This is a genomic window from Curtobacterium sp. PhB78, from assembly GCF_003751685.1.
Taxonomy (GTDB): Bacteria; Actinomycetota; Actinomycetes; order Actinomycetales; family Microbacteriaceae; genus Curtobacterium.
In genome coordinates, this window is the sequence record NZ_RKIA01000002.1 from 443209 (window position 1) to 458254 (window position 15046).

At 70.2% G+C, this 15046-nt stretch carries 11 protein-coding genes; 6 read left to right on the top strand and 5 right to left on the bottom strand.

Annotated features, from left to right (window positions below):
* Positions 1–255: 255 nt before the first annotated feature.
* Genes EDF53_RS05830 through EDF53_RS05840 form a run of 3 tightly spaced genes read left to right on the top strand, consistent with a single transcriptional unit; the run spans position 256 to position 4884 of the window.
* Entirely contained in the window at positions 256–1857 is a 1602-nt protein-coding gene (locus EDF53_RS05830) for a glycosyltransferase family 2 protein (RefSeq protein WP_123292670.1), read from the top strand.
* On the top strand, positions 1850–3460 hold the full coding sequence (locus EDF53_RS05835) for a glycoside hydrolase family 26 protein (RefSeq protein ID WP_123292671.1): 1611 nt from the start codon (positions 1850–1852) through the stop codon (positions 3458–3460). The genes EDF53_RS05830 and EDF53_RS05835 overlap by 8 nt, the downstream gene beginning before the upstream one ends.
* Positions 3457–4884 (top strand): UDP-glucose/GDP-mannose dehydrogenase family protein, encoded by a 1428-nt coding sequence (locus tag EDF53_RS05840; RefSeq protein WP_123292672.1) that lies wholly within the window; start codon positions 3457–3459, stop codon positions 4882–4884. Before EDF53_RS05835 ends, EDF53_RS05840 begins: the two co-directional genes overlap by 4 nt.
* 361 nt (positions 4885–5245) lie before the next feature.
* Here the strand turns inward: EDF53_RS05840 and glnA are convergent, their stop codons facing one another.
* Entirely contained in the window at positions 5246–6670 is a 1425-nt protein-coding gene (gene glnA, locus EDF53_RS05845) for a type I glutamate--ammonia ligase (RefSeq protein ID WP_111087015.1), read from the bottom strand.
* Positions 6671–6812: 142 nt separating this feature from the next.
* Here glnA and EDF53_RS05850 point away from each other — a divergent pair, with 142 nt between their 5' ends.
* Positions 6813–7268 carry an RDD family protein gene (locus EDF53_RS05850; RefSeq protein WP_123292673.1) on the top strand — a complete coding sequence of 152 codons (456 nt, stop codon included), beginning with the start codon at positions 6813–6815 and terminating at the stop codon, positions 7266–7268.
* A 312-nt stretch (positions 7269–7580) separates the two neighbouring features.
* Here the strand turns inward: EDF53_RS05850 and EDF53_RS05855 are convergent, their stop codons facing one another.
* A complete protein-coding gene (locus tag EDF53_RS05855; protein ID WP_111087017.1) occupies positions 7581–8294 on the bottom strand; it encodes a DUF4191 domain-containing protein in 714 nt (237 codons plus the stop codon).
* A 128-nt stretch (positions 8295–8422) separates the two neighbouring features.
* On the opposite strand from EDF53_RS05855, the gene EDF53_RS05865 reads away from it, so the two are divergent.
* Complete coding sequence (locus tag EDF53_RS05865; protein WP_185020957.1) at positions 8423–9250, top strand: hypothetical protein; 828 nt, start codon at positions 8423–8425, stop codon at positions 9248–9250.
* 118 nt (positions 9251–9368) lie between these two features.
* On the opposite strand, the gene sucB is transcribed toward EDF53_RS05865, so the two are convergent.
* The 3 genes from sucB to EDF53_RS05880 all read right to left on the bottom strand — a co-directional run bounded on the left by sucB (position 9369) and on the right by EDF53_RS05880 (position 13948).
* Positions 9369–10868: a 2-oxoglutarate dehydrogenase, E2 component, dihydrolipoamide succinyltransferase gene (sucB, locus tag EDF53_RS05870; RefSeq protein ID WP_123292676.1), complete on the bottom strand. Its 1500-nt coding sequence runs from the start codon at positions 10866–10868 to the stop codon at positions 9369–9371.
* A gap of 73 nt (positions 10869–10941) precedes the next feature.
* Positions 10942–12315, bottom strand: coding sequence for a dihydrolipoyl dehydrogenase (lpdA, locus tag EDF53_RS05875; RefSeq protein WP_123292677.1), 1374 nt, complete (start codon positions 12313–12315; stop codon positions 10942–10944).
* A gap of 154 nt (positions 12316–12469) precedes the next feature.
* A complete protein-coding gene (locus tag EDF53_RS05880; protein ID WP_123292678.1) occupies positions 12470–13948 on the bottom strand; it encodes a leucyl aminopeptidase in 1479 nt (492 codons plus the stop codon).
* A 75-nt stretch (positions 13949–14023) separates the two neighbouring features.
* Between EDF53_RS05880 and EDF53_RS05885 the strand changes: the two genes are divergently transcribed.
* Positions 14024–14953: a proteasome assembly chaperone family protein gene (locus EDF53_RS05885; RefSeq protein ID WP_123292679.1), complete on the top strand. Its 930-nt coding sequence runs from the start codon at positions 14024–14026 to the stop codon at positions 14951–14953.
* Positions 14954–15046: the final 93 nt, after the last annotated feature.

Consider the following 15046-nt stretch of genomic DNA (forward strand, 5'->3'; position numbering starts at 1 on the left):
CCCGGCAGTGTTCGCCGCCCACCAGGGTGAGTGACAGGGTGAACGCGGTCCGCAGGAGTGCTGTCAGCACGAGGGGGGACCACCGGTCCCGGTGGAGATGGGGACAAGTGTGTACCCCGTAACGCGCTCGAAACGCCCCCGGACGGGGGTCGCGTTGCGCTGGGGTTCAGGTTTCTGCGTCAATTGGGACACCCGAACCGACCCTGATTCCCCAACGTCGCGGAATCTCCACCTCGAACGTTGAAGCAGGGATCAGTGTTCACCTTCATTCTGCAGATCAGGCAGATGGTCGAAGGCCACCCCGAGTTCTACCTGTTCGCCGTGTACTCCGCGGTGATCTGGTTGCTCTGGTTGGTCAAGGTCGTCATCTCCGCCCGTTACCGCCCGTTCACCGGCACCTTCGTCGGTACCACCAGCGTCGTCGTCCCCGTCGTGGACGAACCGCTCGACCTGTTCCGCGACGTCATCGGTCGCATGGTTGAGCAGCGACCCGGCGAGATCATCGTCGTCATCAACGGCGCCCGCAACGAGGCGCTCGAAGCCGTCTGCGACGAGTTCGCCCCGCTCGTCCGCTGGACCCACACGCCCATCCCGGGCAAGCGCAACGCCGTCAAGGTCGGCACCGAGATGTCCAACGGCGACATCACGGTGCTCGTCGACTCGGACACCGTCTGGACCCCCGGCGCGCTCGAGGAACTCCTCAAGCCGTTCGCCGACGAGTCCGTCGGCGGTGTCACGACCCGGCAGCGCATCCTCGAACCCGAGCGCAGCTGGATCACCCGCTGGGCCGACTGGCTCGAGAACTCGCGAGCGCTCTACTCGATGCCCGCGCAGAGCGTCCTCGGGCAGATCGGCTGCCTGCCCGGGCGCACGATCGCCTTCCGGCGGAGCATCCTGATGCGCGTCATGGACAAGTTCATGCACGAGAAGTTCATGGGTGTGTTCCTCGAGGTCTCCGACGACCGCACGCTCACGAACCTCACGCTCAAGGAGGGGTACCGGACCGTCTACCAGTACACCTCGCTGGTCTACACGGACGCTCCGCTGCAGGTGAAGAAGCTGTTCAAGCAGCAGCTCCGCTGGGCCCGTGGCTCGCAGTACAACACGTTGCGCATGCTGCCGTGGATGCTCGGTCACGCCCCGGTGCTCGCGGCGTTCTTCATCACCGACATCATCCTGCCGTTCATGCTCTTCGGTGTGATCGCCGGCTGGATCTACCGGGCCTTCACCGGGCAGGGCGAGAACCTGTACCAGGGCATCCTGTCGCAGTACGGCTTCTCGACGGGCTTCGTCTACGTCGCCGCCCTGATGGTCGTCTCGTCGGTGCTCAGCATGGCCATCCGGCAGATGCGCCACCTGGCCGAGAAGCCGAGTGACTTCTTCCGCCTGCCGATGTTCATCATCGTGTCGACGTTCTTCCTCATGCCGATCCGGCTCATCGGCTTCTTCCGCCTGGCGCACGCGTCCGGCTGGGGGACCCGCGCCGGTGCCTACGCCGGCGGTCCGATGCAGGAGGACCCGTCCGACGCCGCGCAGCCGTCGTCCTTCGGCACCCAGACCCCGGTCAGCCCGATCGACGCCGCGGACCGTGCCCGGGCCGTCGACGGACGCGTGCCGCTCGGGAGCGACCAGGTGGCCGTGGACCGCGCGTTCGACGAGCTCTTCGGGGCCGACGCCACCACCAGCTCCACCACGACCGTGCTCGCGACCCGGCGCGAGGCCGCTGCCGTAGCAGCAGTGCAGCCCGCAGCCCCACGGACCGCCCCCGTGAAGGCCCGCCGGTACAACCCGTACGCCGCGATCCCGTACTGCATCGGCATCGCGATCTTCGTCCTGGAGGCCTTCCTCATTGTCTGACATCATCCGCTCCTCCAGTACCTGGTGGGCGCAGTCGAGCAAGCACGCCCGCTGGACGGCCGTCGGCACGACCGCCATCGTCCTCGCCCTCGCGCTCATCACCTGGTCGGTCTGGGTCTCCCCGGCCGGCCCCGTCTCCACCGCCGTGCACCAGGCCCTCGGGGTCACCGCCCCGAAGGCCAAGAAGGTGTCGGCCGCCGAACTGCAGAAGCAGCTCGACGCTGCCCAGGACCGCATCTGGGCGCTCGAGGGCAAGCTCGACTCCCGCACCGCCCAGGCCGGGTCTCGTGGCGACCAGATCACGGAGCTCAAGGCGCAGGTCGCGTCGCTCCAGTCCCAGCTCGGTTCCGCGAAGGGCTCGGGAGGCTCGTCCTCCGTCAACGCGTCGGGTTCCGGTGCGAACGGGGCCGGCACCTCGGGCTCCGGCTCGGGTTCCGGGACCGGCGGGTCCGCCGTCTCGGACAACGGGTCCGGGTCGGGTTCCGGCTCCGGTTCCGGCGGTAGCTCGGCCGGTGGGTCGGGTTCGAGTGGCGGCTCCGGCGGCTCGGGTGGTGGCTCCGGTGGGGTCACGAACCCGAACCCCGGCCCGTCGACCGACCCGGGCACCACGCCCGTGGCGGTCCCGACCAAGGCGGACATCCTCGGGCAGCAGTCCCGCTGGTACGGCCTGTACACGGCGCAGTCCCCGTTCAACTGGTCCGAGTACGACCAGGTCTCGCAAGAGGTGGGGAAGGCGACGAACATGGTCGGCTTCTTCCAGGGCTTCGACCAGGACTTCAACCAGAACGCGGTCCAGCGCTCGTGGGCGAACGGTCGTCTGCCGATGATGACGTGGGAGTCGGTGCCCGCGAAGACGGGCAACGACGAGCCGTACGTCGAGGGCTACACCAACGAGGACGTCATCTCCGGCAAGTTCGACGCCTACCTGACGCAGTACGCCAAGTCCCTGGCGGCGAACGGCCAGCCGCTCGTCATCCGGTTCGACCACGAGATGAACGGCCAGTGGTACAACTGGTCCGAATCCGCGAAGCAGCAGAACGCCGCCGGCTCGTACACCGCGATGTGGCAGCACGTCTGGAACGTCTTCCAGGCCAACGGCGCGAACCAGTACGCCATCTGGGACTGGTCGCCGTCGCGCATCGACAAGCTCGGCAACGCGAAGTACCAGACGCTCGAGTACATGCAGAACTACTACCCGGGCGCCGAGTACGTCGACTGGGTCGGCATGAGCGGCTACTACCGTGACGCCACCGAGCAGCCGACCTTCGAGAACACCTTCGGTGCGACGCTCGCCCAGATCCGGCAGGTCGCGCCGGGCAAGGGCATCGTGCTCAACGAGATCGGGGCCACCGAGACCGGGGGCAGCGTCTCGAACCCCCAGAAGACCCAGTGGATCAACTCGCTCTTCGACGCCCTGGCCGACCCCGCCAACTCGGACATCATCGGCTTCGCGTACTTCAGCGAGACCGCGACCACGATCGTCGACGGCACACGCACCACGAACGACTGGCGACTCAACTCGCGAGCCGACTCCCTGGCGGCCTTCGCCGAGGGCATCAAGCGCAACGACATCGACTACGACCTGCAGGAGGTCACGCCATGACCGCGTCCAAGAAGTCGCCCGACCAGGCCGACACCCGTCCCGCACCCGTCATCAGCGTCATCGGCACCGGCTACCTCGGTGCCACCCACGCGGCCGCAATGGCCGAGATGGGCTTCGAGACCATCGGCGTGGACGTCGACCCGGCGAAGCTCGCCGCGTTGTCCGCCGGCGAGGTCCCGTTCTTCGAACCCGGCCTGCCCGAGCTCATCACGAAGCACGTCGCGAGCGGCAAGCTCCGGTTCACGGCGGACATCGCCTCGGCCGTCGCCGCCGCGGACGTCCACTTCGTCTGCGTCGGCACCCCGCAGAAGGCGGGCTCGCACGCCGCCAACCTGGCCTACGTCGAGAGCGCCACCCGCGGCGTCGCCGAGAACCTCACCCACCCGGGACTCATCGTCGGCAAGTCGACGGTCCCGGTCGGCACTGCGGCGCGACTGCGCGGCATCGTCCGCGAGTTCACCCCCTCGGGGATCGACGCCGAGCTCATCTGGAACCCGGAGTTCCTCCGCGAGGGCAAGGCCGTCGAGGACACCCTGCACCCGGACCGCCTGGTCTGGGGCGGCGCGTCCGAGGCTGCCGACGCCGTCATCCGCGAGGTCTACGCCGCGCCGATCAGCGAGGGCACCCCGGTCATCACCACCGACCTCGCCACCGCGGAGCTCGTCAAGGTGAGCGCCAACGCGTTCCTCGCCACGAAGATCTCGTTCATCAACGCGATCTCCGAGATGTGCGCGATCACGGGCGCCGACGTGTCGACGCTCGCCGATGCCCTCGGGCACGACGCCCGCATCGGCCGGAAGTTCCTGAACGCCGGCCTCGGGTTCGGCGGCGGGTGCCTGCCGAAGGACATCCGGGCGCTCATGTACCGCGCGAACGAGATCGGGGCGGGCCAGGTCGTCGGCCTCATGCAGCAGGTCGACGAGATCAACATGGGCCAGCGACAGCGGGTCATCGACATGGCGATCGACTCGGCCGGGGGATCGGTGCTCAACCGTCGCGTGGCCGTCATCGGCGCCGCGTTCAAGCCCCTGACCGACGACGTGCGGGACTCCCCGGCGCTCAACGTGGCCGCTGCGCTCCACCTGCGCGGCGCCCAGGTCACCCTCTGGGACCCCGAGGCGATGGAGCCGGCGAAGCGCTCGTTCCCGACGCTGAGCTACGCCGCGTCGATGGCGGACGCGATCGAGGGCGCCGACGTCGTCCTGGTGCTCACCGAGTGGGACGAGATCATCACCGCCGACCCGGTCGCCCTCGGTGACCTCGTCGGTCGCCGCGTCGTGATCGATGCGCGCAACTGCCTCCCGGTCCACGACTGGGTCAAAGCGGGGTGGACCGTCCGTTCCCTGGGGCGGCCCACGCCGGTCACGGGTGCACCCGTGAGCGTCGCAGCGGGGACGAACGACTCGTTGGCCACGGCTCGCTAGTCACCGTTCGCGAAGCGGGGTCCGTGCCGGGCGGCACGGGCCCCGTTCCCGTGTGTGCGGTGCCGGGTCGGATCGAGCACAGGTGGTCGAAACGGGCGTACCTGGTCGAAACTTTCGACCAGGTACGCCCCATTCGGCTTCCCAGTCCGGGTGCGATGGGAAGGAACGTGCGTCGCGACCAGCCGGGAGGCCCGGTGCCGGCCCGCCGGACCGGCACCGGGGCCTCCAGGCGGTCGCGTCCGTACCCCCCCCCCGCCAAAGCGACACATTCCTGCGGATGGTTCGCGGCACACTGTCGCTGTCGCGACACACACGAAGGCCCCGCACCTGACGGTGCGGGGCCTTCGTGTGTCAGCGGAGATCAGACGCCGAAGTACAGCTCGTACTCGAACGGGTGCGGGCGCTGGGCCAGCGGGAGGATCTCGTTCTCACGCTTGTAGTCGATCCAGGTCTGGATGAGGTCCTCGGTGAAGACGTTGCCCTTCGTGAGGAACTCGTGGTCCGCCTCGAGGAAGTCGAGCGCCTCGTCGAGGGAGCCGGGGACCTGCGGGATGCCCTTTGCTTCCTCGGGCGGGAGCTCGTAGAGGTCCTTGTCGACGGGCTCGTGCGGCTCGATGCGGTTCTGGATGCCGTCGAGGCCCGCCATCAGCTGCGCGGCGAAGGCGAGGTACGGGTTGCCCGAGGCGTCCGGCGCGCGGAACTCGATGCGCTTGGCCTTCGGGTTGGTGCCCGTGATCGGGATGCGGATCGCAGCCGAACGGTTACCGGCCGAGTAGACCAGGTTGACCGGAGCCTCGAAGCCCTTGACCAGGCGGTGGTACGAGTTGATCGACGGGTTGGTGAAGGCGAGCAGCGCCGGAGCGTGCTTCAGCAGACCGCCGATGTACCAACGGGCCAGGTCGGACAGGCCGCCGTAGCCGTTCTCGTCGTAGAAGAGCGGCTTGCCGTCCGACCAGAGCGACTGGTGGGTGTGCATGCCCGAGCCGTTGTCGCCGAAGAGCGGCTTCGGCATGAACGTGGCGACCTTGCCCCACTGATCCGCCGTGTTCTTGACGATGTACTTGAACTTCAGGATGTCGTCCGCGGCGTGGACCATCGTGTCGAACTTGTAGTTGATCTCCTGCTGGCCGCCGGTACCCACCTCGTGGTGCGAGCGCTCGAGCTCGAAGCCCGCGTCGATCAGCTTGAGGGTGATGTCGTCGCGCAGGTCGGCGGTCTTGTCGACCGGCGACACGGGGAAGTAGCCGCCCTTGTACGGGGTCTTGTTGGCGAGGTTGCCGCCCTCTTCGTCACGACCGGTGTTCCAGGCGCCCTCTTCGGAGTCGACCGCGTAGAACGACTCGTTCTGGGTGACGGAGTAGCGGACGTCGTCGAAGATGTAGAACTCGGCCTCGGGGGCGAAGAACGCGGTGTCCGCGATGCCCGTCGACGCGAGGTACTTCTCGGCCTTCTTCGCCACCTGGCGCGGGTCGCGGCCGTAGATCTCGCCGTTCCGCGGGTTGTAGATGTCGAAGATCATGATGAGCGTGCGCTCGGCGCGGAACTGGTCCACGTAGGCGGTGGTCACATCGGGGATCAGCTGCATGTCGGACTCGTGGATCGACGCGAACCCGCGGATCGAGGAGCCGTCGAAGAGCTGGCCGACCGAGAAGAAGTCCTCGTCGACGGTCGAGGCGGGGATGTTGAAGTGCTGCTGCACACCCGGCAGGTCCGTGAATCGGATGTCGAGGAACTTGACGTCGGTGTCCTTGATGAAGGCCAGGACCTCGGAGGAATCGCTGAACATGGGGGCCGATCTCCAATGGGTTGGGTGATGTCGGAGGTACCGATCAAGGCACCTCCGACGAGGCTATTGACACGGGGTTTCCCGGACGTGACTGAATTGTTTCGGGCGTGTTACGGGCGGCAGGTCGCCTACGCTTGGGGGCATGGCCCGCAGCTCCTCCAGTCCGTCCGCGCCCTCCGAGCACCCCGACGGCTGGCCGGGCAAGGACCTCGGTCTGCCGGAGGAAGGACCCCGCAGCGTCGGGCGGATCGGACGGCGGATCGTCGCCCTGCTCATCGACGGCGCCCTCGCTGACCTCATCGCCTACGTGACCGGGGTCTGGTCGCCGGTGAACGGTTCCGGGGACATCGCGCACTCGTGGGTGCAGTTGGCGATCTTCGCCGCGCTCCAGGTGCTCTTCATCTGCCTGTTGTCCGGCTCGTTCGGGCACATCTGCGTCGGGCTGCGCGTCGTGCCGATGCGCGGGGGCTACGTGGGGGTGTGGCGTCCGGTCGTCCGGACCGTCCTGCTCTGCCTGGTGGTGCCGGCGCTCATCATCGACCGGGACAGCCGCGGTGCGCACGACCGCATCGCCGGCACGGTGCTCGTCCGCCGCTGACCCGGGGCCGCGCCCGCGCCCGCGCCGCGCCGGCGACCGACCGCACGGTGCGAGGTTCGTCGCCGGAGCGCGCCGCGGCGCTGCTGCGCACCGTGCGAGGTTCGTCGGCACGTGCGAGGTTGCCCGCTCGGTGCAGCGCGACAGGCTCGCACCGAGCGGGCAACCTCGCACCAAGCGGCCGAGGCCGCACGGTGCGCTCGGCTTGCGCCACCGACCGCACCGACCGCACCGACCGCACCGCACCGCACCGCACGCAGAACGCCCCCGACCTGGCACGGTCGGGGGCGTTCTGCGTGGTGGTTCGTGGACGGGTCAGCGCGGCCGTCCGGCACGGGCACGCATCGGGTCCATGCCCTTCGGGATCGCCGCGGCGGGGCTCTGCGTGAGCGAGTCGAGGCGGTTCGCGACGGCCAGGACCTCGTTGCGGTTGAGCGACTTCTTGAACTTGTTCATGGCACGGGGGAGCTTGTGCAGCGTGAGGGTGTCGTCGCCGTCACCGACGCTGACCACGTGGACCGCGACGTTCGGGACGATGCGCTGCACCTTGCGACGCTCTTCGTCGACCTGACGCTTCAGGTTGCCGCGCTGGCCCTCGGTGATGAGGACGACGCCGGGACGCCCCACCGCGCGGTAGACCGCGGACTGCGAGCGACCGTGCACGGCGACGGGCATCTCGCTGGAGCGCCACTGCCGACGCAGCGAGTTGGAGAGCACCGCACCGACGGCGCCGGGCTGGCCCTCGATCTGCGAGTACGCCGCCCGCTCGGCCAGCCGGCCGAGGACGATGAGGAAGAGCAGCACGCCCATCAGGACACCGGCGACGATCCACAGGATCATCGCGAGCCAGTTCTGGCCCGGGAGCACCAGCGCCAGCACGATGCCGAGGACGACGGGGCCGACGAATGCGAGGGCGAACCACCAGACGGACGACGGGTCGGCCCGTCGGGTCATCTGGAAGACCTGGAACATCTGCTTGAGACGCCCCGGCTCCTTCGCCTTCGTGTCTGTGGAAGTGCTGCGTGCCATGCTGACAGGATACGGCCTCCGCGGTCCGGGGGAGACCGCAGTCGGTCCGGCTGTGCGCGAACACGCGTTGTCCACAGACCGGGCAGGACGGACAGGAGGCCCGGCTCGCCTCCGCCACGCTCGTCACCATGGACCCGAGCACCGACCAGAGCGTCGACGACGCCCGCAGCGACCGTTGGGTCGCGCCGGCCGACGACGCTGCCGTGGCGGCCTGGATCGCGGACCGGTGCGCCACCGGACACCGGCACCTGGTGCCCGTCGAGGCGGTGGGCCGGACCGGGGCCGGCGGGCTCGTGACCCTGCTCGACCGCCCACATGGGACGCCGCTCCCGGTGGCGCTGGACCGCCTCGGCACGCCGACGACCGGGGTAGCAGTGACCCTCAGCGTGCCGCTGCTCGAGCTCCTCGTCGCGGCCGTGGACGGCGCGGTGCGGCTCGGCGTCGCCGGGATCGACGACGTCCTGGTGGACGACGCGGGCGCCGTGGTGCTGTGCGACCACCCGGCTGGAGCCGTCCGCGACCGCACGGAGCTGCCCGGTGACGATGCTGCACGGGTCCTCGTGCTCGCCGCCCGGATCGTCTGGGACCGCGTCGACCCGCGCGATCCGAGTCGCGACGTGGTGGACGCTGCGCTCCTCGCGGCGCTCGACGGCGACCGCAGCACCGTGTGCACGGCGCTCGACGCGGTCCGGGGTGCGGCGCCTCCGCGGCCGTTCCGGTGGGCCCCACCGCCGGCCGACCTGGTGTTCGTCGAGGCAGACCCACCGCTCGACACGACGGGCCCGGCAGCTCGACTGCGCGAGGTCGTCGAGCGCGGCATCCCGCTCGGTGCTGGTCGGCGGTTGCCGCTCCGCCGCGCCGTGGTCGGTGTCGTCGTCGCGATCGGTACGGTCGTCGCCGCGGTGTCCGTGCTCGGTGCCGGAACGGACACCGGGACCGGTGCGGGTGGTGGCTGACGCGCCCGGACACCCCGGACGCCCCCGGACGCCGACGAACCGGAGCGGGAACGGGAACGGCCCCGGCTCCCCACGAGGGGGAACCGGGGCCGTCGGCCGTGGTGCTGGGGTGCTGGGGTCAGTACCCCAGGTTGGGGGCGAAGTTGCCCTCTTCCAGGCGGTTCTTGACCGCGACCAGGTAGCGCGAGGCGTCCGCACCGTCGATGATCCGGTGGTCGTACGACAGCGCGAGGTACACGAACGAACGGATCGCGATCGCTTCCTGGCCGTCGACCTTCACGACCGCGGGACGCTTCGTGACGATGCCGGTCCCGAGGATCGCCGACTGCGGCAGGAACACCACGGGGGTGTCGAACAACGCGCCACGCGAACCGGTGTTCGTCAGCGTGAACGTCCCGCCGGCGAGCTCGTCGGGCTTGAGCTGGTTGTTCCGGGTGCGCTCCGCCAGGTCCGCGATGGAATTCGAGAACTGCGCCAGGTCGAGCGAGGCTGCGTCCTTGATGACCGGGGTCAGCAGGCCGCGCTCGGTGTCCACCGCGATGGAGACGTTCTCGGACTCCGGGTAGACGATCTCGTCGCCCTCCACGGTCGAGTTGATCTTCGGGTGGGCCTTGAGCGCCTCGGACGCCGCCAGGGCGAAGAACGGCATGAAGGAGAGCTTCGAACCGGTCTTCTCGAGGAACTCCGCCTTGTGGGCGTCGCGGAACTGCGCCACCTTCGTGACGTCCACCTCGACGACGCTCGTGAGCTGTGCGGTCGAGGTCATCGACTGCACGGCGCGCTCGGCCACGACCTTGCGCAGGCGGGTCATCTTCTCGCGGGTGCCGCGCAGCGGCGAGACCTCGGCGACGAACGGACCGGACGCGGCGGCGGGTGCAGCTGCACCACCGGCGGCCGGGGCCTTCGCGACGGCCGCGAGCACGTCCTCCTTGCGGATGCGCCCGCCGACACCGGAACCGGTGACGGTGGACAGGTCGACGCCCTGCTCGTTCGCGAGCTTGCGGACGAGCGGCGTGACGTAGCCGGAGGCTGCGCCGTCCTGCGTCGGGTTCGGCACCGCGGCGGCGGTGGTCGCGCTCGGCGCGGCCGGTGCGGGTGCGGCAGCGGCCGGCGCCGGGACGGCGGCCGGGGGTGCGGCGGCGGGCGGCGGGACCGGAGCGGCCTGCGGGACCGGAGCGGCTGCGGGCGGTGCCGACGGGGCCTGCGGGGCCGCGGGCTGCGTCTGTCCGGCGGGGGCCGGCTCGGGCTCGGTGGGCTCCGGGGCAGGGGTCTCGGACTCCTGCTCGGTGCTCGGCTCGGCCTCGGGGGCCTCTGCCTCGGCAGCGGCTTCGTTCGAGGACTCGTCGGAAGAACCGGAGTCGGAGGAACCGGAGTCGGACGAGCCGTCGCCGATCTTCACCAGCGCGGTGCCGACCTCGACGGTCTCGTCCTCCTGCACGAGGATCTCCTCGATGACGCCGGCGACGGGCGACGGGATCTCGGTGTCGACCTTGTCGGTCGAGACCTCGAGCAGCGGCTCGTCGACCTCGACCCGGTCACCGACGTTCTTCAGCCATCGGGTCACCGTGCCCTCGGTGACGCTCTCGCCGAGCGCCGGGAGGCTGACGGATTCGCTCATCGGGTGGACTCCTCTTCGCGGGGGGTTGCAGTTGTTGTGGATGTCATTGTCACAGGGCGCGGACTCGTGCGGGTCACAGCGCGTGCAGCGGCTTGCCCGCGAGGTGCATGAACGCCTCGCCCAGGGCCTCGTTCTGCGTCGGGTGCGCGTGCACGAGCGGAGCGATGTCCTCCGGGTACGCCTCCCAGTTCACGGCGAGCTGGGCTTCACCGATGAGCTCGCCGACGCGGGCGCCGATCATGCTCACGCCGACGACGGGGCCGTCGACGACGCGGACGACCTTGACCGAACCGGACGTGCCGATGATGTGGCTCTTGCCGTTGCCGGCCAGGTTGTACTCGTACGAGTCCACCTTGTCGGCGCCGTACTCGGCCTCGGCCTTGGCCTGCGACAGGCCGACGGAGGCGACCTCGGGGTCGGAGTACGTGATCTTCGGGATGTTCTTGTCCTCGATGATCACCGGGTTCAGGCCGGCGATCTCCTCGGCGACGAAGATGCCCTGCTGGAAGCCGCGGTGCGCGAGCTGCAGGCCGGGGACGATGTCGCCGACCGCGTAGACGTTCGGCAGGTTGGTGGCGAGGCGCTCGTTCGTGGTGACGAAGCCGCGGTCCATGGCGACGCCGACCTCGTCGAAGCCGACGTTCTGCGTGACCGGGCCACGACCGACGGCGACCAGCAGGACGTCTCCGTCGAAGGTCTTGCCGTCCTCCAGCGTCACGACGACGCCGTTCTCGTGCTGCTCGACGCCCTGGAACCGGACACCGAGCGAGAACTCGATGCCGCGCTTGCGGAAGGCGCGCTCGAGCTGCTTCGACATCGACTCGTCCTCAGCGGGGACGAGGTGGGGGAGCGCCTCGACGATCGTGACCTCGGCGCCGAAGGACTTCCAGACGCTGGCGAACTCGACGCCGATGACGCCGCCGCCCAGGATGACCACCTTGTTCGGCACGTAGTCCATGCGCAGTGCGGTCTCGGAGGTGATGACGCGGCCGCCGATCTCGAGCCCGGGCAGGGACTTCGAGTAGGAGCCGGTCGCGAGCACGACGTTCTTGCCGACGATGTTCTGGTCGCCGACCTGCACGGTGTTCTGCGAGGTCAGTCGACCCCAGCCCTCGACGACGGTGATGCCGCGGGCCTTGATGAGGCCCTGCAGGCCCTTGTACTTCGAGGTGATGACGCCCTGCTGGTACTCGATGACCTTCGGGACCTCGACACCGGCGAACTCCGCGATCACGCCGTACTTCTCGGCGTCACGCGTCGCGTCGGCGACCTCGGCCGCGTGCAGCAGCGCCTTGGTGGGGATGCAGCCACGGTGCAGGCACGTCCCTCCGAGCTTGTCGCCCTCGATGAGCGCGACGCTCATGCCGAGTTCGGCGGCCCGGAGCGCAGCGGCGTAGCCACCGCTCCCGCCACCGAGGACCACGACGTCGTAAGTCTGTTCCGTCACCTGGTGCAACTCCCTCGTGCGTGTCGGGCCGATCGGGCCCTACGTGGACACCGCGGGGGCGGCGTCCGACGGTCGGACCGCGTGGTTCCGGTCCCGTCCCGTGCAGTACCGGTGGGAGGCGCGTCGATGCCCCGTCCCACCGGTACCAAACCTACTACTCGGACTGGAGGTCTTCTGCGAGCGCGATGAGCGTCCGGACCATCACACCCGTCGCGCCCTTGCCGAGCCACCCGTAGCCGCCGCCCTTGTGCTCGGACGGACCGGCGATGTCGAGGTGCGCCCACGGGATGCCCTCGCCGACGAAGCGCTCCAGGAACTTGCCCGCGAGCAGCATGCCGCCGGCCGGGTTGCCGACCGTGGCGTTGACCATGTCGGCGACGTCGCTGGCGAGCCGGGCGTCGAGTTCCTCGGGCAGGGGCATCGGCCAGATCGGCTCCGACACGCCCTCGGCCACGGCGCGGAGCTTCGCGACGAGGTCGTCGCTGCCCATCAGGCCGGTGGTGCGGTCGCCGAGCGCGACGACCTGCGCGCCGGTCAGGGTGGCCACGTCGACGATGGCGTCGGGCGTCTCGAGCGAGGCGGCGGCCATGCCGTCGCCGAGCACCAGGCGGCCCTCGGCGTCGGTGTTCGTGACCTCGACGGTCTTGCCGTTCTTCAGGGTGAGGACGTCACCCGGGCGGGTCGCCGTGCCCGACGGCATGTTCTCGGCGAGTGCGAGCCAGGCGGTGACGCGCACGTCGAGGCCCAGGCGTGCGGCGGCGACGGTCGCGGCGAGCACCGTTGCGGCGCCGGTCATGTCGGTCTTCATGCCGAGCATCGACGCCGCCGGCTTGAGCGAGAGCCCGCCCGAGTCGAACGTGATGCCCTTGCCGACGAGGGCGAGGTGCTTCGTGGCGGACTCCGGTGCGTAGCGGACGACGACCAGGCGCGGGGGACGCGCCGAACCACGGCCGACCCCGAGGATGCCGCCGAAGCCCTGCTCCTCGAGTGCCTGCTCGTCGAGGACCTCGACGGTGAGCGGGAGGTCCGAGGCGAGCCCGGTCGCCACGTCGGCGACGTCCTGTGGTCCCAGGTCGCCGGCGGCGGTGTTCACGAGGTCGCGCACCAGCGACGCGGCGTCGGCCACGATCGCCGGACGGACCGCGGCGTCCGTCGCGGCGGCCGGCGCGAGGACCGTCACGCGCTGGTCGCCACGCGCCGGCCCAGTCGTGCCGGCGCCCTTGTGCCGCGTGAAGGCGTAGGCGCCGAGCGCGGCGCCCTCGAGCGCTGCTTCGACGAGTGCGTCGGTGTCGGTCGGCAGCGCGAGGGCGATCGACGCGGCGTGCGGCAGCTGGCGGACGGCACTGCCGGCGGCCGAGCGGTACGCGGCGGCGTCGGTCCCGGTGCCGAGCCCGATGAGCGCGATGCTCGCGGCGTCGACGCCGACGGCCGGGATGCGCACGAGCTGGTCCTTGGCGCCCGTCGCGCCGATCGCCGCGAGGTCGAGGTCGTCGAGCGCGGAGAACGGTGTCGTGGCCGGCTGGGCGATCGTCGCGGGGGCACCGTCGGAGCCGGGCCGGACGCCGACCACGAGGACGTCGGCGGAGATCGAGGAGGGGGCGGAGGAGTCGGTGGAGAGCGTCGGTCGGACCATGCTCCAACCCTATCCACGCACTGTTCGCTGTCGGCGTGGTCGTCCCGCGCGGGGGCGTCGGTGGCCCCGCCTAGCATGGGGACGGTGAACCACCCCGAGGAGCTCTACACGTTCGACGAGGCCGCCCCGACGGTCCCGGCCGGGCTGCACCTGGTCGCCGGGCTCACCGGCTTCGCGGACGCCGGTTCGGCCGTTGCCCAGGTCACGACGTCGGTGCTCGAGGACCTCGACACCCAGCTCGTCGCCGAGTTCGACCCCGACGTGCTGCTCGACTGGCGTGCACGCCGGCCCGTCATCACCTTCGAGCACGACCACATCGCCGCCGTCGAGCCGCCCCGGCTGGCGCTGCACCTCGTGCGCGACGAGATCGGCCAGCCGTTCCTGTTCCTGTCCGGGTACGAGCCGGACTTCCAGTGGAACCGGTTCGTGGACGCCGTCACCGGCCTCGCCGCCCGGCTCCAGGTCGCGGACACCACCTGGGTGCAGTCGATCCCGATGCCGGTCCCGCACACCCGCCCGATCAGCCTGACCGTCTCCGGCACCCGCGCCGATCTCGTCGAGCAGATGAGCGTCTGGAAGCCCGAGACCCAGGCGCCGGCGAACGTCCTGCACCTCGTCGAGCACCGGCTCGCATCCACCGGCGCGCAGGTCACCGGGCTCGTCCTGCTCGTCCCGCACTACCTGTCGGACACCGAGTTCCCGGACGCGGCCGTCGCGGCCCTGTCCGGCATCGCCGCGGCCACCGGCCTCATCTTCCCGACGGACGCCCTGCGCGAGGCGGGTCGCGAGTTCCTCACCCGGGTCGAGGAGCAGGTCGCCGGCAACGCCGAGCTGCAGCGACTCGTCGGTGTGCTCGAGGAGCGGCACGACACGTACATGGAGGGCAACCCGGTCGCGTCGCCGCTCACGGACGTCGACGGCGAGGTGCCGACCGCGGACGCGATCGCGGCCGAGCTCGAGCGCTTCCTGGCGGATCGTCGCACCCAGGGTGACGGCGGCGAGTAGCCGGGTCGGGCCCTGAACGGTCCGGAACGGCGGCCTGGAGGCCCGGGGCGGGCCCGCACCGTCCCTCCCGTCGGTCGTCCGGTCGCGACCAGG

Excerpts from the sequence above, each read along its gene's own strand:
- EDF53_RS05840 (WP_123292672.1), top strand. The coding sequence starts at position 3,457 with ATGACCGCGTCCAAGAAGTCGCCCGACCAGGCCGACACCCGTCCCGCA.
- glnA (WP_111087015.1), bottom strand. The coding sequence starts at position 6,670 with ATGTTCAGCGATTCCTCCGAGGTCCTGGCCTTCATCAAGGACACCGAC.
- EDF53_RS05850 (WP_123292673.1), top strand. The coding sequence starts at position 6,813 with ATGGCCCGCAGCTCCTCCAGTCCGTCCGCGCCCTCCGAGCACCCCGAC.
- EDF53_RS05855 (WP_111087017.1), bottom strand. The coding sequence starts at position 8,294 with ATGGCACGCAGCACTTCCACAGACACGAAGGCGAAGGAGCCGGGGCGT.
- EDF53_RS05865 (WP_185020957.1), top strand. The coding sequence starts at position 8,423 with ATGGACCCGAGCACCGACCAGAGCGTCGACGACGCCCGCAGCGACCGT.
- sucB (WP_123292676.1), bottom strand. The coding sequence starts at position 10,868 with ATGAGCGAATCCGTCAGCCTCCCGGCGCTCGGCGAGAGCGTCACCGAG.
- EDF53_RS05880 (WP_123292678.1), bottom strand. The coding sequence starts at position 13,948 with ATGGTCCGACCGACGCTCTCCACCGACTCCTCCGCCCCCTCCTCGATC.
- EDF53_RS05885 (WP_123292679.1), top strand. The coding sequence starts at position 14,024 with ATGGGGACGGTGAACCACCCCGAGGAGCTCTACACGTTCGACGAGGCC.